General features: G+C 45.6%; 14 protein-coding genes. 10 read left to right on the top strand and 4 right to left on the bottom strand.

Annotated elements, in window-relative coordinates; genetic code table 11:
- Positions 1 to 312 precede the first annotated feature (312 nt).
- The 9 genes from OCV59_RS11830 to OCV59_RS11870 all read left to right on the top strand — a co-directional run bounded on the left by OCV59_RS11830 (position 313) and on the right by OCV59_RS11870 (position 8,498).
- On the top strand, positions 313 to 504 hold the full coding sequence (locus tag OCV59_RS11830; protein WP_147594643.1) for a hypothetical protein: 192 nt from the start codon (positions 313 to 315) through the stop codon (positions 502 to 504).
- A 13-nt stretch (positions 505 to 517) separates the two neighbouring features.
- Complete coding sequence (locus OCV59_RS11835) at positions 518 to 949, top strand: hypothetical protein (RefSeq protein ID WP_147594644.1); 432 nt, start codon at positions 518 to 520, stop codon at positions 947 to 949.
- A gap of 120 nt (positions 950 to 1,069) precedes the next feature.
- Positions 1,070 to 2,437 (top strand): aldehyde dehydrogenase family protein, encoded by a 1,368-nt coding sequence (locus OCV59_RS11840; protein ID WP_147594645.1) that lies wholly within the window; start codon positions 1,070 to 1,072, stop codon positions 2,435 to 2,437.
- A gap of 199 nt (positions 2,438 to 2,636) precedes the next feature.
- On the top strand, positions 2,637 to 2,942 hold the full coding sequence (locus OCV59_RS11845) for a hypothetical protein (RefSeq protein WP_147594646.1): 306 nt from the start codon (positions 2,637 to 2,639) through the stop codon (positions 2,940 to 2,942).
- A gap of 150 nt (positions 2,943 to 3,092) precedes the next feature.
- On the top strand, positions 3,093 to 4,511 hold the full coding sequence (locus tag OCV59_RS11850) for a sigma-54 interaction domain-containing protein (protein ID WP_147594647.1): 1,419 nt from the start codon (positions 3,093 to 3,095) through the stop codon (positions 4,509 to 4,511).
- A gap of 305 nt (positions 4,512 to 4,816) precedes the next feature.
- On the top strand, positions 4,817 to 6,268 hold the full coding sequence (locus tag OCV59_RS11855; protein ID WP_147594648.1) for a sodium:solute symporter family protein: 1,452 nt from the start codon (positions 4,817 to 4,819) through the stop codon (positions 6,266 to 6,268).
- Between the two features lie 2 nt (positions 6,269 to 6,270).
- A complete protein-coding gene (locus tag OCV59_RS11860; protein WP_147594649.1) occupies positions 6,271 to 6,492 on the top strand; it encodes a hypothetical protein in 222 nt (73 codons plus the stop codon).
- A 131-nt stretch (positions 6,493 to 6,623) separates the two neighbouring features.
- On the top strand, positions 6,624 to 7,280 hold the full coding sequence (locus OCV59_RS11865) for a hypothetical protein (protein WP_147594650.1): 657 nt from the start codon (positions 6,624 to 6,626) through the stop codon (positions 7,278 to 7,280).
- Positions 7,281 to 7,343: 63 nt separating this feature from the next.
- A complete protein-coding gene (locus tag OCV59_RS11870; protein WP_147594651.1) occupies positions 7,344 to 8,498 on the top strand; it encodes an iron-containing alcohol dehydrogenase in 1,155 nt (384 codons plus the stop codon).
- Positions 8,499 to 8,715: 217 nt separating this feature from the next.
- On the opposite strand, the gene OCV59_RS11875 is transcribed toward OCV59_RS11870, so the two are convergent.
- A complete protein-coding gene (locus OCV59_RS11875) occupies positions 8,716 to 10,551 on the bottom strand; it encodes a hypothetical protein (RefSeq protein ID WP_147594652.1) in 1,836 nt (611 codons plus the stop codon).
- A 934-nt stretch (positions 10,552 to 11,485) separates the two neighbouring features.
- Between OCV59_RS11875 and nifJ the strand changes: the two genes are divergently transcribed.
- Positions 11,486 to 15,028, top strand: a complete 3,543-nt coding sequence (nifJ, locus tag OCV59_RS11880; RefSeq protein WP_147594653.1) for a pyruvate:ferredoxin (flavodoxin) oxidoreductase — start codon at positions 11,486 to 11,488, stop codon at positions 15,026 to 15,028.
- Positions 15,029 to 15,105: 77 nt separating this feature from the next.
- Here nifJ and OCV59_RS11885 read toward each other — a convergent pair whose 3' ends face one another.
- The 3 genes from OCV59_RS11885 to hypA all read right to left on the bottom strand — a co-directional run bounded on the left by OCV59_RS11885 (position 15,106) and on the right by hypA (position 18,491).
- Positions 15,106 to 17,448 (bottom strand): carbamoyltransferase HypF, encoded by a 2,343-nt coding sequence (locus tag OCV59_RS11885; protein WP_147594654.1) that lies wholly within the window; start codon positions 17,446 to 17,448, stop codon positions 15,106 to 15,108.
- Positions 17,406 to 18,074 (bottom strand): hydrogenase nickel incorporation protein HypB, encoded by a 669-nt coding sequence (gene hypB, locus OCV59_RS11890; protein WP_147594655.1) that lies wholly within the window; start codon positions 18,072 to 18,074, stop codon positions 17,406 to 17,408. Before hypB ends, OCV59_RS11885 begins: the two co-directional genes overlap by 43 nt.
- Positions 18,075 to 18,149: 75 nt before the next feature.
- Positions 18,150 to 18,491 (bottom strand): hydrogenase maturation nickel metallochaperone HypA, encoded by a 342-nt coding sequence (gene hypA, locus OCV59_RS11895; RefSeq protein ID WP_147594656.1) that lies wholly within the window; start codon positions 18,489 to 18,491, stop codon positions 18,150 to 18,152.
- Between the last annotated feature and the right edge of the window lie 174 nt (positions 18,492 to 18,665).

Consider the following 18,665-nt stretch of genomic DNA (forward strand, 5'->3'; position numbering starts at 1 on the left):
TGATACTTGGCGGGAGACCGCCTGGGAAAGTAGGACGTTGCCGTTTTGGTTAAAAAAGAAGTTCACGAAAGTGAGCTTCTTTTTTTTGTGTAAAGCTTTACTTTTTTATGGATTTTCGCAGTTTTTTTAAAAATTAGCCTTCTTTTTAAAGTATTTTGCTTGATCTGAGGTAAGCGCCAAGAATTAGCAGCGGATATATCTTTTATATGTTGCAAAACGGTAACGTCGTTCCGTGCGCGCAACAAATATTCAGAAAAGGCTAAATTTAGCCATTTTTTTATTGGTGTAGTTTTATAAAATAGAGCAGGTTGCTTGGGGGCAACGCTAAAAAGGCAGCAGAAAACAAAACTTTCTGTAAAAATCAACGTTTTTCAAGTTGGCACGGCTTTTGCTTTATATAGTGGCATAAAAGATATTAAAGAAAAAGCAGATGGCAGTAAGCATTACTATTTAATTAATGCATCAATACTCGAGCAGTGCTTGCATGACCGAATGCAAACTTGATAAGGAGGATGAAATGGCAAAGATAGAACCCGAAAAGAGAGCTTCTCTTACAGAAGTAAAAAAAGGAAAAGATGTAACTGAATTAAAGTTCAAGATGTCGATCAACGGCGAAGATATGCATTATCCGGGGGAAATGATCTCAGGCTGCAAGCTTATGGAAAAGTGTATAGACTGCTGTACAGAACTCAGCAACATCAGAGACAACGGAGACGGTGGACTGTTCGTTCATACAGAAGGAAACATACTCATGCCGGTACATATGCTTGATGCTGTAGAAATCATAGTATGGCTCATCAAAGAAGGCAAATCTTCCAGAGTTTACGGATATGAGATGTACAAGACATCAGAATACAATCAGAAGACTGACCGTTCAGAAGTATTCGATGTTCCGGTACTTACAGTTAAGGGCGATGTAGTATTTGTACTTCCTGAACTGAGAAAATAAAAAACAATACAGTAGAAACAACGCACAAAATTTCGAAAGCATACTAAAACGTTAAATGATTACAAACGCATATATGCGTGTAATACAGTATAAAAGAGGATAATAATAGGAGGAAAGACAATGTCAGAAACTATTAAACAGAAAATCGAAAGAGCAAGAAAAGCATTTGATGAGATTTCAGATTACACTCAGGAACAGGTTGACAAACTGATCTACGAAGCAGGAAAGATCATTTATCAGAACGCTGCTAAGCTAGCAGAAATGGCTGTAAATGAAACAGGTCTTGGCGATGTAAATGAAAAGATCTTAAAGAACGAAGAGACAGGTGCAGTTTTCTGGGAGTACCTGAAGGACAAGAAGTCAGTTGGTATCATCAATCCTGAACCGGATGAAGACGGACTGATCAAGGTTGCTCACCCTGTAGGCGTTATCGCAGCTATCACACCGGCTACAAACCCTACTATCACTCCACTCGGAAACTTCATGCAGGCATTAAAGGGAAAGAACGCAATGATCGTTTCACCTGCTCCACGTGCACAGAAGACTTCATATGAAAGCTGCATGCTCATCAGAGAAGCATTAGTTGCAAATGGTGCTCCTGCAGATCTGCTTCAGTGTCTGGAAGACGTTACTATTCAGAAGTCACAGGAACTCATGGCAGAATGTGATCTGGTAGTTGCAACAGGAAGCATGGGTCTTACAAAGGCTGCATACTCAAGCGGAACTCCTGCATACGGCGTTGGCCCTGGAAACACACCTGTAATCCTTGACAGAGGATATGACAAGAAAGCTGCTGCAGAAATGTCAGTAGAATCGATCGCAGGAGACAACGGAATGCTCTGCGACGGAGACAATCTGCTCTTATACCCTGAAGATGAAGAAGCTGAAACATTTGCAGCTTTCAGAGAAGCAGGCATAGCTATCTTTGAAGACAAAGCAGATATCGATAAGTTCCGTACAACTATCTTTGGTGAAGACGGCGAACTCAGATCAGGATTAGTAGGTAAGCACGCTTACAAGATCGCTGATGCTGCAGGAATATCTCTTCCAAAGGATGCAACTATCATCGGGCTCAAGCTGGATGCAATAGGCAAGGCTGATATCCTCTGCAAGGAAATCATGTCACCTGTAGTTATCCTCAAGTCATATGATACATTTGAAAACGCAGTTGCAATGGCAACTCAGAACATGGTAGAATGCGGCGGCGTAGGCCACACTGCAGGTCTGTTCACAAATGATATGGATCATATCCTTTACGCAGCAGAACGTATCCCGGTAAGCCGCGTTATCGTTAACCAGCCTTCACCTAATGCATGGGGACCTGCTAACAACGGTCTGGCACCGGCAGTATCAGAAGGATGCGGAACATGGGGAAATAACATCATTTCCGAAAACGTTAACTATACTCACATGCTGAACATCTCAAGAGTAGCTCTTCCATTAGATGTAGAAGTTCCTACTCCGGCAGAAGTTTTCGCAGACAAATAAAAACGAACAGGCGCAAGCTACTTTTTTAGCTGTACTTATAGCGCGAAGTGCAGCAGATATATTCAGTCATAAAATAAATACAAAGTAATTTCAACAAACAAACAATACTCCTTTTTAATACTTATAGTCCGCAATTATCAATCTCAGTAATTGCGGACTATAGTTCTATAATAAATCATGTGAGAAACGGAGAAAAAAGATGAAAGAACAACTGATATCAAAGATAAAGACGATAGCAGAAAGCGAAAAATTCAAGCAGGATGCATTTTTCCTGTGCGGAGCAGCGACAGGTCATCCTAACCAGGAACTGCTGGATGCATGCGAGGCATATCTGAAGACAGCTGAAAGCGGAGAAAAAAACGACGATGTGGTTGACAGGCTCATCGTTGAGCTTGAAAAGGTCATCGCAGCAGGGGGTGAGACCAGAGGATCCAACAGTATCGAAGTAAACAGTGAATATATAAATGATATACTCAGCAGCAGAGATGCGCTGTTAAACGGATAGAGATTTGCAAAGCGGCAGATATTCGGGTAGTTCTGCTGCTTTTTTGTATATAGATGGCAAATACGTGATAAATATATGATATAATGTATAATTATAAGAATATTGCATCGATTACAGAAGGGGTGGATAGGAACAGCACAGGAGGACCAAATGAAATACAGCGAATTTATCAGAGAAAACTATGAAATGCTTCTGGGTATTGTGGATCACATGCATATAGGTGTCTGGATCACGGATGGAGAAGGTCAGGTGCTGATGGTGAACAATGAATCAGTGAAGACCGGCGGGCTGAAACGTGACGAGGTCATAGGAAGGAATATGCGAGAGCTTATAGAAATGGGATATATAATGGAATCGTCAGCGCTGAAAGCGATCTCCAGCAAACGTGAGGAATCCGTAGTGGAGGAAATGGGAGAAGGCGGTTACTGCCTGACTACGAGTCTGCCCGTGATATGCGATGGCGAGCTTGACCTTACAGTCTGTATCGAGCGGGATATAAGTGAAGTCGTAGAGCTAAGGAATGCACTGCAGGATCAGAAGGATGTTACCGCAAAGATCAGAGAGCAGCTGCATCAGGCTCATATAGACGTCGATCAGTACGAAGGCAGGATGATAGCCAACAGCTATAAGATGATAAGAGTAAAGGAAACGGCAGCGCATATAGGCAGTCTGGATGCGACAGCAATAATCCTGGGCGAGTCAGGAGCCGGAAAAGAAATGGTTGCTGAACTGATATACGAGTCCAGTCAGCGAATCGATGAGCCGTTCATAAAGGTCAACTGTGCTGCGATACCTGAATCACTGATAGAATCAGAACTGTTTGGATACGAAGGAGGAGCTTTTACAGGAGCAAAGAGCAGTGGCCAGAAAGGAATGTTTGAAGAAGCCGACGGCGGAACGATATTTCTGGATGAAATCGGAGAGCTTCCTCTGTCTATGCAGTCGAAGCTGCTTCGCGTACTCGAGAACGGAGAAATAAGGAGAGTAGGAGCGACTGAATCGAAAACTGTAGACGTAAGGATCATCGCGGCAACAAACAGAAATCTCAAGAAAGAAGTAGAAGCCGGGAAATTCCGTGGTGACCTTTACTACAGGCTCATGGTCCTCCCGATAGTGATACCGCCTCTCAGAGAGCGAAAAGAGGACATAATACCGCTTGCAAAGCTGTTTTTACAAAAATTCAATGAGAAATATCATCTTGAAAAGGATCTGTCAGAAAGTGCATTGAATGAGCTTAATGCGTATAACTGGCCGGGAAATGTTCGTGAACTCAGGAATATGATAGAACGCCTTGTCGTGGGCGGCGAGGGCGATATGATAAGCGGTTTCCAGGTAAAGCTGTGCATAATGGGCGTACAGGACGGCGAAGAGCGAACGTCAGCCCTTTACATGGGAAGTGGTACGCTGGATGAGCTGATGTATAATTACGAAAAACAGATAATACTGGAAGTGATGGAAAAGTGCGGAACTATTTCAGCGACTGCAGCAAGGCTTGGTGTCAATAAGTCCACCATTTCAAGAAAAGTAAAGGCATATAAGGCAAAAGATGCATCAGGCGGAGCGATATAGTAATAAATGTGTTCCAAAATGGAAACATCGTTGCTGCAGCGCAAACTTTGTAGAAAATTCAGTAAATTCAACGTTTTGACGACGCGAAAAAAACAGAATATTAGGTGAAAAGCACCATTGTTCCCGAACTGCAACAGTGGTGCTTTTGTAATACGTTGAAAAATCAAAGAATACGGGTTGGCATGATTCATGCAATAAATATATGTGCAATTACTTATTTAGATCAGTTTTTAGGCTGGCGTGCGATTCGAGAAATACATAACGCACGGCTTAAAGAGAGAGGAAAGTAGAGGTGGTGAAACTTTATGGATTTAAAGGAATTATGGAGCGGCATCGACTGGCTGATCATAGCACTGTACTTTGCAGGTATACTGTTTGTAGGCGTCAGCATGAGAAAACGCGCAGGAAAAAGTGTTAAAAGTTTCTATGTTGCATCCAGAAAACTTACAGTGCCTATTCTTATCGGCGTAGGTGCTGCAGGCTGGTATGATTCATGGACTATCGTAGGTCTGGCAGAATGCGGCTGGACAATGGGTATTTCCGTAATACTGGTATTCGTTATTCCGGAAGCTATTTTAAGACTTCCGCTGGCCACGATCATAGGGCCACATGTAAGGGACAAGATTCCTGATTGGGTAGTTACGGTACCGGACATGATGAAATATCTGTACAGCGGAAAAATCAAGCTTATATCGGCTGTAACTTATATCGCAAACCTTTTATACGACTCGGCGCTGCTCTTTGCAATAGCAGAAGTACTGAAACTCGTTTCAGGAATGTCGATGATCGTATCACTGGTAGTAGCAGGAGCGGTAATCGCTATATACACTGCACTTTCAGGTCTCTGGGGACTGGCAGTTACAGACCTGATCCAGTTTGCTATCATGACGGTAGCAGTAGGATCGCTGATGGTCGGTATAATCGTAAAATACGACGGACTGCCGGCTATCTGGGATAATGTAAGAGCAGTTGATCCTGATCTCCTCACACCGACAGGAAAGCTGAGTGTATGGGAGTCAGTAGCATGGGCTATCTCAGCATGTGCGATGTACTGCGAGGCAGCATGTTACCAGAGGTTCGGATCTGCTCGATCCGGTGACGATATCAAAACTGCATATTCCATCATGCTGGCAATGGGCGTAACGTTCAGTACAGCTATGGTAATCGCAGGAATGGCAGCACTGGCATTCTTCGGAGATGCAGGTTCACCGTCAGCAGGATTCTGGTCGATGGTATTCACAGTTCTCCCTGTAGGATTCAGAGGACTGTTTGTAGCAGCATTATGTGCAGCAGTAATGTCAACGGTATCTTCAGACTGGCTGCTCTTCTCGACATGTGCTGTGAATGATATTTACAGAGGATTTATCAATAAAGGACTTTCGGAAAAGAAGACTCTGTTCGGCATGAGAATAATGGTAGGAGTATTCGGAGCACTGTGCGTAGTTGGAACGATATTCTGGGCAGACGGAATAGCAAACGCATGGTACTATCTCGGAGGATTCCTGTTCTCGATGTTCTTCATTCCGATCGTTGCAGGTCTGTTCTACAAGAAGAAGACCACACCGGCAGCAATGGTATGTATAATATACTCTGCTATAATGTATGTGGTTTGGGAGTTCGTTCTCGGATGCCCTTGGGAACTGCCTACAAGTATCGTAGTATCAGTATCCGGTGCTATCCTGTACTTCATAATATGTAATGCTACATATAAGAAGGACGGCGGATCGCTGGAGAGCAATTCAGTATCGGAGGTGTAAAGATGAAGGAGAAAAAAACAAATAAAGCTGCAGTGATATCGCTTATAATATTGTTTGTACTCAGTGCGATCTACCTTATCACACCGATGATCGGCGGATACAACTGGTATGGATGGATCCTCGCGATACTTAATCTGATCGCAGGACCTGCAGTACTGATCGCTTATCTTCTCGAAGTGCGCAAAGGCATATTCCGTGACGACAGCGAGGAGGCAGAGGAATAAAGGGCTGAAATATTTGACAGTTATTATCTGTATGAGCGGTGGGAGGGTCGTGCGGGGCGCTACCTGCCGCTCAGGCAGCCATTGTGTATGCTGGATATGAACAGCAGAAATATCATAGGGAGGCCATACTTATGAAAAGATTAGAAGACCATATGAGCAGTAAAGCTAAGAAGCCGGCAGTAAGAGCTTTTGCAAAACCCGGCAGAGACAAGGTTTTTGTCACAGAGACGGTTCACAGCAAGGAAGCTGCGATAAACGCCAAAATGCGTTCGGTGGAGCCAAAGCTTCTGGGGGTGAAACTTGTGAACTACAGACAGACAGGAATGCGTAAGGTATGGGTTCCGTGTTATTTCATGATCTATGATTTTAATGTAAAGCGCAATGTGTTTTTCAACAAGTCCAAGGTGTTCGACAAGAGCGGGACCGTGGGAGTCGTATATGACGCAAATGAAATGCATGCTTCACATTATGACGTTATGACTGATGGAGAAATCCCTATGGAGGAGATGTCATTAAGTGCGATGGAAGGAAACATTCTGCCGGATGGCGGCAGTCTCGAACAGATCCTTGAGGATGCGGAGTATTCAATCAGGAGACAGATCCTGTTCAAGGCATACAAGACGATGGACAGTGAATTAACCAGAGTTAAGCTGGTCAAATTTTACAGAGAAGCATGGGAGCTTGAAATGATGTATAAGGACAGGACCTATACAAAATACGCATATCTCGACGACTATGGCGTGACCAATGAGCGTGCGAGAGGGCTCAATACAAGATTGTCCATGTAGATAAGAGATCCGGCCGGGCCGGACAGAAGCAAGCTGGAAAGAGTAACATTAGGAGGTTTTATTATGATTGGTAACTTTGGATTTTTCCTTCCGACTCAGATAATGTTCGGAAGAGGTGTTGTTAAAGAAGTTGGTGAAGAGATCAAGGCAAGAGGTTTAAAAAAGCCGATGCTGGTAACTGATGCAGGAATAATCAAGATCGGTCTGGCAGACCAGATCAAGGGGTATATAGAAGAAGCTGGATTCGAATGTATGCTGTTTGATGGCATTGTGCCTAATCCGCGTGACTATGACTGTGACAAAGGTGCAAAGATCGCAGCTGATGCCGGTGCAGATGTGCTTATCGCCGTGGGTGGAGGAAGCGCTATGGATACTGCAAAGGCGATGGCGACAGTCATGACTAACGGAAAAACGTCAAGAGACTGGATCGATGTGGAACTGGATGTGCAGAGTGTGCCTGTAATATGCATACCGACGACATGCGGAACAGGAAGTGAAGTTACATTCAATGCAGTTATCAGCAATACAGAAACACATCTCAAAGGAAATATCTTTGACCCTAAGTGTGCTCCTATACTTGCTCTGGTAGATCCTGACATGATCAATGGCCTGCCTGGTTCACTGATTTCATCAACTGGTATAGATGCACTTACACATGCTGTTGAAGCATACGTTTCGACAGTTGCTACACCAATGACAGATGCTATCGCTATCTATGCTGTAAAGCTGATAGGTGAAAATATAGTAAAGGCTGCAAATGACAGAGATGCAGATGCTATGGAAGCTGTTATGCTTGCATCGATGATGGCAGGCGTTGCTTTCGGAAATGCTGACACAGCTGCTGTACACTGTATCGCTGAATGCTTCGGCGGATTCTATGATATACCGCATGGTGTAACGAATTCGATGTTCCTTGCAGATGTAAGTGAATTCAGTATCCCTGGAAACCCTAAGAAATATGCAGATGTTGCAGAAGCTCTGGGCGTTGATACAGACGGCAAGACAGACGAGGAAGCTGCTCTGGCAGGAGTACAGGTAATAAGAGATATATGCAAAGAGCTCAATATACCGAAGCTCAGCTCATTTGAAGTGATAGATCCTAAGGATTTCGAGTATCTTGCAGAAGCTTCATCGAAGCATGTATGCAATCCTTCGAACCCTATCGAAGCTACGAAAGAACAGTACCTTGAGATTTTCAAAAAGGTATATAATGCATAAGGAACCTGCAACAAAACTTGTTAATGATAACCTTGATGTGGATTTATGCTCGTAGATCCCGCAGAACGGGGCTGCAGTGCGGAAAGTCTGGTTTGACCAGACACCGGGCTGCGGCTCTGTTTTGTTTTTTGTAAAAGAGAACTGCAGCTTTGCACCGGGATTCCGGTTATACGAAAACAGCACCGCTGTGATCGACGGTGCTGTGGATTTTATCATATCAGTGTTCGAATGTGACTGTGTCACTGCCGAGCAGTTCATTAGTGCTTCTGTCGTAGAGCTTGAATGTGAGTTTGCCTTCTTTTCCGAATATCGGCATCGGATACTGGAATCTGGCTGTTATCACTGATCCGCTTTTCCATGTGGAGTCGAGATCGAATATCTGGCTCTGGCCGCCCGGCCATGTGACTTCGTAGTAAAGCATGATCTGTTCGGACGGCTCTCCGCCGCTGAGTGTAGCGTGGAAATAAACCGTATCTTTTCTGCTGACTGTGCTGACATCCGAGGAATTGTCATCTTCAGAAGTATTGGCAACGATAGATACATGCCATGCATAGTATTCATCGTATATTTCCTGTATGCCGGAGTATTTTACCGCCATCAGGTCTGACATGTATTCTTCGACTTTTGCTGTTCTGTCATCCTTGTATGCTTTCACATAAGTGAACTTGGTCAGGTTGATCTTTGCCTGTACGTCTTCGTTATCCTTGAGATCGGCTGCAACATAGTATGTGCTGAGTGCCTTTTCGTATTCACCGTTGTTCAGGTGCTGGTCGCCGATCGCTATGTAGCAGTTCCATATCTTGTCGTGAAGCGACTGGTCGTCTTTAAGGTCGATCGCTATGTTGTAGGTATCTATCGCCTTGTTGTATTCTCCTTCTTTGAAATACCGGTCAGCCATGCTGCAGTAGCATTCCCATATGAGTTCCTTGCAGTTCTTATAGTCGCCCAGGGCTTTGTATTTTTCGATAGCCTTTTCATACTTGCCTTTTGCCTGAAGCTGCTGTGCATCCTGATACTGCATCGCCGGTGCGGCCATATAATAATAGATGGCGGTCCCGCAGCCGCCTATAAGTATCATACATGCGACTATAGCGATGATTATCTTGGCCCTGAAGCTTAATCGTTTTTTATCGTCAGGCTTTGCAGGTGCTTTTTTCTTTTGCGCAGGAACGGGTACTATAGCATTTGCTTCTGACTGCTGTTTATTGTCGTTCGATGCAGCTGCTGAAGGTGGTGAAGCGGGTTCATCGGTTTCCGTAATTTCACTGCCGGCATCACTGTCGCCGGCTGTGTCACTGCTGTTGTCATTTTCATCGTGATCAGCGGTATCGATCATTTCGGCATCACTGCTTTCAGCTGTATCCTCATTTTCTGCAGCTCCTTCAGATGGATCATATGTATTTACTGTGACCTCATCCTGCTCTTCCGGCAGATCGTTCTCTTCTGCCGATGAGTCGTCGGTTTCTATAGGAACTACGGTCAAGCCGTCATCGCCGGCAGCTTCACGCTGTCTGCGGCGGTTTTCCTTGTCGGCCTGCTGCCTTTCTTCCTGATCGATCTTTTCCTTTGCAGCCTTGCTGAGTTTTTTGTTCAGCTTGCCGGGTGCTCCGGCAGGCTTGTGCAGTATGAACAGCGATCTGAGAAGCTCTCTTTCAAGGCCGCAGCTTTTACAGCGATCTCCTTTATTGATATGACCGCAGCTGCACGACCAGTAGTCTCCGAATTCTTCAAACCAGTATTTCGGCTTGGTAGGTGCTGATGCGAACTGTTCGATGATATCTTCGTAAATATCGTCATCAGGAGTGAGGGGGCGTGGCTCATAAACCTGAGTCACTTTCTCGTCGGATGCTTTGTTCTGGGCATCAGCGAGGTCTTTCAGATCTACGGCTTTACGCGTTTCCTTACTGCTGATATCGCTGTCTTTCTGCTGATCTCCGGAGTCATCATCCGGGATGGCGCTGGCCTCAGCATCATCTTCGGTTTCCGGGGAAAGCAGTATCAGAGTTCTTGTATCAAATTCCTTTTCGTGTTTCCATCCCTTGATCTTTTTCAACGTTTAGTGCTCCCTAAATTATCAAATATATCTATAGCAGACAAGCTTGTCGCAGTCTGCTTCAATAATTCCTACCTTACGGCAACGCCGTTACAATCAATGGAATTATTATAGCATGCAAGCTTGTCGCAGCATGCTTCAATGAACGCAACATTGCGGCAACGCCGTATATTATCATAGCGAAATTATAACATGCAAGCTTGTCGCAGCATGTTTCAATGAACGCATCATTGCGGCAACGCCGTATATTATCATAGCGAAATTATAACATGCAAGCTTGTCGCAGCATGTTTCAATGAACGCATCATTGCGGCAACGCCGCATATTATCATAGCGAAATTATAGCATGCAAGCTTGTCGCAGCATGCTTCAATGAACGCAACATTGCGGCAACGCCGTATATTATCATAGCGTTCATTATAACAGCAAATCGCCATTATAACAAGCGTTAGCGGGGCAGAAATGTGCTGTTGCTGGCGCGCCGGAAATGTGTTGCACAGCGGAGCAGAAATGTGCTGTTGTGCAGGCGTAAAAAAGCGCATGGCGACATCATGGAAAACTATGGAAGACTTATAATAAATGGCGTATAGACATAACAAAATATGATAGTTCCCATAACATGAGACAAGTTGCTTTATTACAGCAAAATTGTTATAATTGTCAGAGAAAAATACAGCTCAAAAAGTGTTCTGTATGCAGAATGCAGACTTTACTAAATACTTACATTTATATTGAAATTTCAACGATTATAAAGTTTTACATGTATATTGTATAATTTTATGTACACGGTTGACAAAGATGCTTTGTTGATGTACAGTTTATAGTAGTATGCTGTATTTTGAAGAATTGATTACTTATGGCATAAAAGTTGCGTGCTATAGAATCGAATCAATAGTTGTGCAGAAAATATACACATAATTAAATGGAGGGAATTATGTCAAACAAAATAATGAAAACTATGGACGGTAATACGGCTGCGGCTCACGTATCCTACGCCTTTACTGACGTGGCTTCGATTTATCCGATAACACCGTCCTCTACAATGGCCGAAGTAGTAGATGAGTGGGCTGCATATGGCAGAAAGAACATATTCGGACAGACAGTAAAAGTAGCAGAAATGCAGTCAGAAGCAGGTGCGGCAGGTGCTGTACACGGATCGCTGGCAGCAGGTGCGCTTTCCACTACATACACAGCGTCACAGGGACTTCTCCTGATGATACCTAATATGTACAAGATCGCAGGCGAGCTGTTACCTGGCGTTTTCCACGTAGCAGCAAGAAGCGTATCGACACATGCTCTCTGCATATTCGGCGACCACTCAGACGTTATGGCCTGCAGACAGACGGGATTTGCCATGCTGGCATCAGGATCCGTACAGGAAGTAATGGATCTGGGAGGTATCGCACATCTGGCAGCTATAAAGGGAAGAGTTCCGTTCGTTCACTTCTTTGACGGATTCAGAACATCACATGAGATCCAGAAGATCGAAGTGTTCAGCTATGACGACTTCAAGAAACTGGTAGACTGGGACGCAGTACAGGAATTCAGAGACAAGGCTCTCAATCCTGAACACCCTGTTATCAGAGGTACGGCACAGAATCCTGATGTATTCTTCCAGGGAAGAGAAGCATCGAACAAGTTCTATGAGGCTATCCCTGAGATTGTCGTTGAATACATGGACAAGGTCAGCGAGATGACAGGCAGAAGCTACAAGCCGTTTGACTATGTAGGTGCTCCTGACGCAGACAGAGTGATCGTTGCTATGGGCTCGGTATGCGAGACTATAGAAGAAACTATCAACCACATGAACGCGCAGGGTGAGAAAGTCGGACTGATCAAGGTAAGACTTTACAGACCTTTCGTAAAGGAATACTTCATGAACGTACTGCCTGAATCTGTAAAGAAGATCGCAGTATTAGACAGAACAAAAGAACCTGGTTCACTCGGCGAGCCTCTTTACCAGGATGTAAAGACGCTGCTCTTCGATGAAGACAGAGATATCAAGGTATACGGCGGACGTTACGGCCTCGGTTCAAACGACACGAACCCTGGAATGATCGAAGCTGTATACGCTAACCTCAACAATGCAGAGCCTAAGAACCACTTTACGGTAGGTATCGAAGACGATGTGACCAACCTGTCGCTGCCGTACGTTCCGGGCGTTGCAATGGAGCCGGAAGGCACTATAAAGTGCAAGTTCTGGGGTCTGGGATCCGACGGTACTGTAGGTGCAAACAAGACAGCTATCAAGATCATCGGAGACAAGACAGACATGTATGCACAGGGCTACTTTGCATATGACTCAAAGAAATCAGGCGGTGTAACTATTTCCCACCTGAGATTCGGAGAAAAGCCTATACAGTCGACATACCTGATCAACAACGCTGACTTCGTGGCATGCCACAATCAGGCCTACATAAAGCAGTATGATATGCTCAAGGATCTGAAAGAAGGCGGCACGTTCCTGCTGAACTGTCTGTGGACAGACGCTGAGCTGGAAGAGCATCTCCCTGCAAAGGTAAAGAGAGATATCGTAAACAAGAAGATCAACTTTTATGCGATAGATGCAGGAGAAATAGCTGAACAAATCGGTCTCGGAAGCAGGATCAACATGATCATGCAGGCTGCATTCTTCAAGCTGACCAACGTAATCGACATCGACAAGGCTGTTGATTACCTCAAGGACGGTATCAACAAGTCATACGGCAAGAAGGGGCAGAACATCGTAGACATGAACTGTGCTGCAGTAGACAAGGGCATCACCGCTATCAGAAAGGTAGAAGTTCCTGCTGACTGGGCAAATGCAGAAGATCCTGAAGGCGAAAAAGTAGAGCTTCCTGAATTCATAGAACAGATCCTTATCCCTATGAACAAGCAGGAAGGAGACGATCTGCCTGTAAGTGCATTTGACGGTATCGAAGACGGTACATTCCCTTCAGGCACAGCTGCTTATGAAAAACGTGGCGTAGGTGCGCACATTCCTGAATGGCAGCCTGACAAGTGCATACAGTGTAACCAGTGTTCATTCGTATGTCCGCATGCAGCTATAAGACCTGTACTTCTCGATGAAGCGGAAAAGGCCGCAGCTCCTGCAGATTTTGTAACTGTCAAGGCAATAGGAAAGGGCATGGAAGGACTCCAGTACAGAATGCAGGTTTCATCGCTCGACTGCCTGGGATGCGGAAACTGTGCAGATATCTGCCCTGCAAAGGAAAAGGCACTTGTTATGAAGCCGTTTGCAGAGGTGGAAAAGGAAAAGGACAACTGGGAATATGGAATCAGTGTTCCTAGAAAAGAAGACAGAGTAAATAAAGAAAGCGTCAAGGGAAGCCAGTTCGCTAAACCTTACATCGAGTTCTCGGGCGCATGCTCAGGATGCGGAGAGACTCCATACATCAAGCTCGTTACACAGCTCTTCGGTGACAGAATGATCATAGCAAATGCTACAGGCTGCTCATCGATCTGGGGTGCATCAGCACCGTCGATGCCTTACTGCAAGGATGAGAACGGCAGAGGACCTGCATGGGCAAACTCACTGTTTGAGGACAATGCAGAGTACGGATACGGAATGGTAATGGCAGACAAGCAGCTCAGAGGCAGGATCGAAGAGACGATGAGAGAACTGCTTGAGCTTGATGTAGACGATGCACTCAAGACAGCTATGACAGAGTGGATCGAGTACAAGAACGACGGAGCTGAAACAAGAGCAAAGAGCGAAAACGTATTAGCTGCGATCGAAAATCTGAAGACAGACAATGAGGAAGTGAAAGCGCTCTGCAGCACTATCGTGGATCTGAAGGATCACCTCGTTAAGAAGTCGATCTGGGCTCTCGGAGGAGACGGATGGGCATACGACATCGGTTACGGCGGCCTCGACCACGTGCTCGCTTCAGGCGAAAACATCAATATACTTGTATTCGATACAGAAGTATATTCAAATACAGGTGGACAGGCTTCGAAGTCGACACCTGAGGCTGCAGTAGCTAAATTCGCTGCTGCCGGCAAGAGGGTCAAGAAGAAGGATCTCGGTCTCATGGCTATGTCATACGGATATGTATACGTTGCACAGGTAGGTATGGGAGCAGACAAGAACCAGCTGATGAAGGCTATCGTAGAAGCAGAGAAATACGATGGACCATCGATCATCATCGCTTATGCTCCATGCATCAACCACGGCATCAAGAAGGGTATGGGCAAGGCTCAGGAAAACATAAAGGATGCTGTAGATGCAGGTTACTGGCACCTTTACAGATACAATCCGGATCTCAAGAAGGAAGGCAAGAACCCGTTCAAGCTCGATTCTAAGGAGCCGACTACAAGCTTCAGAGACTTTATCATGGGTCAGGTGAGATATTCATCGCTTGCTAAGGAATTCCCGGATATCGCAGAAAAGCTCTTCGAGATCACAGAAGAAAATGCGAAGTCGAGATATCACACTTACAAAGAACTGGATGCGAGAGAAACAGCTCTTCTGTAAAATAAACTGAAATAAAAAGACGATCTGAACATCAAGGACAGATCGTCTTTTTCATGCTTGCATATAGAATCAGGCTTTTATGTCAGGCGCAGTCTGTGCATGGCGATATATGCCTGCCCTAGAGCGATGCCACCGTCGTTAGGGCTGACGGAAATATTGTAGTACGGCGAGAAGCCGCGGCTTCTGAGCTTTTTCAGCACACCTTCCATCAGTATCTTGTTCTGGAATGTACCGCCTGTGAGCGCGACCTGTGAAGCGCCGCTTTCATCGCGTATCGTCATGCACTGGTCGATTATCATATCGATGACGGACTGGTGGAATGCGAGCGCGAGATCGGAGGCAGGGTCTGCCCCCGGGTGTTTCTGTGCAAATGCGGCAGCATCTTCGAGCATAATCGCACACTGCCCCTCGTAATCGTTGTGATCTTTGATACCGAGCAGCGACGAGACACCATCAAACAGCCGTCCCATGCTGGAGCTTTTGACCGTATTGATGCCGGATCTGAGAGCAGCAGTGACGAGCTTTGCATCAGGCATGGATAACAGGCGTTCTCTGCCGTATGCGATGATATCGGAAATGTCGACAGCGATCTCTCTCGAGCCTTCGATGTCAGCTCCGGGTGGATCGGCAGACATATAGCCGTTTTCAAATGCATGTATATAGCTGAGAGCCGAGCGGCGCGCATCCTTTACAGAAGCATCACCGCCTATCATATCGATATATTTCAAATGTGACATCCGCTTTGTATCCCCGTTTTCGCACAGAAAGAATTCGCCTCCCCATATATGATCGTCTGTGCCGTAGCCGGTGCCGTCGAAGCTGACTCCGATCACTTTGCCTTTCAGATCGTTTTCTGCCATCACGGAAGCCACGTGGGCATGGTGATGCTGCACCTTTATGAGAGGAAGACCGTTTTCCGCAGCATATTTCTCCGCAAACACAGTGGTGTAATAGAGTGGATGCATGTCGCAGACGACAGCTTCAGGGCGTACCCTGAAAAGCTCTTTGAGGCGCGATACATTGTTTTCGTAAAGCTGCTGGTTTTCGACTGTATCCATGTCTCCGAAAAACTGGCTGATGTATGTGAACGGTCCTTTTGTCAGTGCAAACGAATTCTTGAGCTGGCTGCCGGCAGCGAATATCATGGTTTTGCCGGACGGTGCAGAGTCGATGTAAAGCGGCACAGGCACGTATCCTTTAGAACGTCTGATCATCTGTGGCTGATCGTCGATCACGCGCACTACGGAGTCGTCTGCGCGCACTCTGATTTGTCTGGTATTGTATATCATGCCGTCGATGAGCGGATTTGCTGCCATCATTGCCTCCATTTCGGATTCGTCCTTTATCATCGGCATATCCGAAAGGTTCGCACTCGTGAATATCAATGGGCTTATCCTGTCGAGCAGCATGTACTGTGCCGCAAAGCTGGGCAGGAAACTGCCGATGAAGCGGCTCCTGCGGATCTCATCGTACGGGAGATCTCTGTGCTCGAGCAGGATTATAGGGCGCGCTGAAGAATTCAGCAGCTTTTCCTCCGTATCATTCACGAAGCAGAATTCTTTTATCTGGTCTGTATCTCTGAACATCACTGCAAAAGGCTTGGCTTCGCGGTTCTTTATCTTTCTGAGTCTTGTCACAGCTTCGTCGTTCAGCGGGTCTGCCAGCAGGTTGTAACCGCCGACGCTTTTGAATGCTATGACGCCTCCGCTCCGCAGTATTTCCGCGGCATGATCGAGCACGGCTGCATCGCGTCGTATATGTGCCGCTTTGCATGAGGCTGAAGAAAAATCCCCGGATCCTGAAATTTGATCGATGCCTGAATCAGGAGCATGATGCTGATTTTCTTTCCAGATGAGCTGAGGTCCGCATTCATGACAGGAAATTGTCTGTGCGTGATATCTTCGGTCATTGAGTGCGGTATACTGGCTCTCACAGAAACTGCACATAGGAAAATCCACCATAGAAGTGTTCTCCCTGTCGTAAGGTATCCTGTCTATGATGGTGTATCTTGGGCCGCATACCATGCAGCTTATGAAAGGATGCCGGTATCGCGGGTTTTCACTGTCATAAAGCTCCTGCAGACAGTCCGGGCATATCGCCAGATCTGAAGGGAGCATGGCGGCTTCGTCATCACCGGCGCCGCTTTTGATGATCGTAAAAGAATCGAATTCCCTGTAAGAGACGGATTCCCGCTTTATATGGACTATTTCAGCGGGAACCGGTTTATTCTTTATCAGTGTGTCTATGAATTCAGTGATCCGAAGGGGGGTATCGGTGACAGTTATCTCTACCAGGCCTCCGATGTTGAGGACCTGCCCCTTCATGCCGAGCTGTGCGGCTGTTTTTGCGACGTATGGACGGAATCCTACTCCCTGGACTATTCCCCAGAGTTTAATTCTTTCGCTTTGTTCTGCAGCCACTTAGCTACCTCCTCGTAACCTTCGCCTGTTTTTCCTGAAACCTTGAATACAGGAACGTCTTTGTTCAGTGCGCGGACACCTTTCATGTAGTATTCTTCATCAAAATCGAGATACGGGATCAGATCGACCTTGTTAAGCAGGATGATATCTGCCTTTTCGAATGCGAGAGGGTACTTGTAAGGCTTGTCACTGCCCTCTGTTACTGTGGAAATCAGCATCATCACATGTTCACCGATAGTGAATTCAGCGGGACACACGAGATTGCCGATGTTTTCTATGAACAGTATTCCCGGCTCACTGAATGATATATGCTCTGTGGCATGCTCAATCAGCGGTGCGTCAAGATGGCACTCGCCGTGAGTGTTCACCTGGTGCGTTTCGATACCCAGAGAATTGAGATCCTGGGTATCTATGTCTGACTCGATATCGCCTTCGATAACGTAAGGCTTGACGTCGAGGTGCTTGACGATGTTTTTGAGCGATGTCGTTTTTCCTACTCCCGGCGCTCCCATTTCGTTGACAACGAGCACTCCGTGCGATGTCATATGTTCGTTGACATGTTCTGCAATATGGTCATTCTCGTCGAGGATGCCTTCCATAACATTTATTTTTCTGATATCGTGCATTACTTGTTACCTCCGTTTGATTATCTGAATACCGGCAGGGCATCTGCGATGCGCTGCTGCCGGAAATGCTGTGCGTTATTCTATTTCGATGCTTTCTATATAGAATTCCTTTCCTATCTCAGTAGGCTCGCCCTGACCGTCACATTTAGGACAGTCGAAAGTCATCGGCTTCTTTTCGAAAAGTTCTCCGCATTTGGCGCATCTGAGCTTCGGTTTCACATGTGTTATGTCGACGAGTGCGCCTTCACATATGGTGTCCTGTGATATTATGTCAAAATACATCTGTACGGATTCACCGACGTAACCGGAGTAATCGCCGATCACGAGACTGACCTTGGTCACCTTTGAGCCGTGCGCTTTTCTGCAGTGATCGCCTGCGATCTTTATGATCTGTTCTGTGATTGGATATTCGTGCATAGCCTTAACTTCCTGTTTGTTTTGAAAATGATTTACAACTTATATTATAAGTCTTTTAAGGGATATTAACAAACTTTTTTTGTTCTGATGACAGTGTCAAGTTTCTGTAGGTTAAAAGATCGGAGACTGCCTCCCAGTATCCCATACTCTCAATAACCCGTATTTCCATATATC

It is taken from the genome of Brotomerdimonas butyrica (genome assembly GCF_025567305.1).
Taxonomy (GTDB): domain Bacteria; phylum Bacillota; class Clostridia; order Peptostreptococcales; family Anaerovoracaceae; genus Lentihominibacter; species Lentihominibacter butyricus.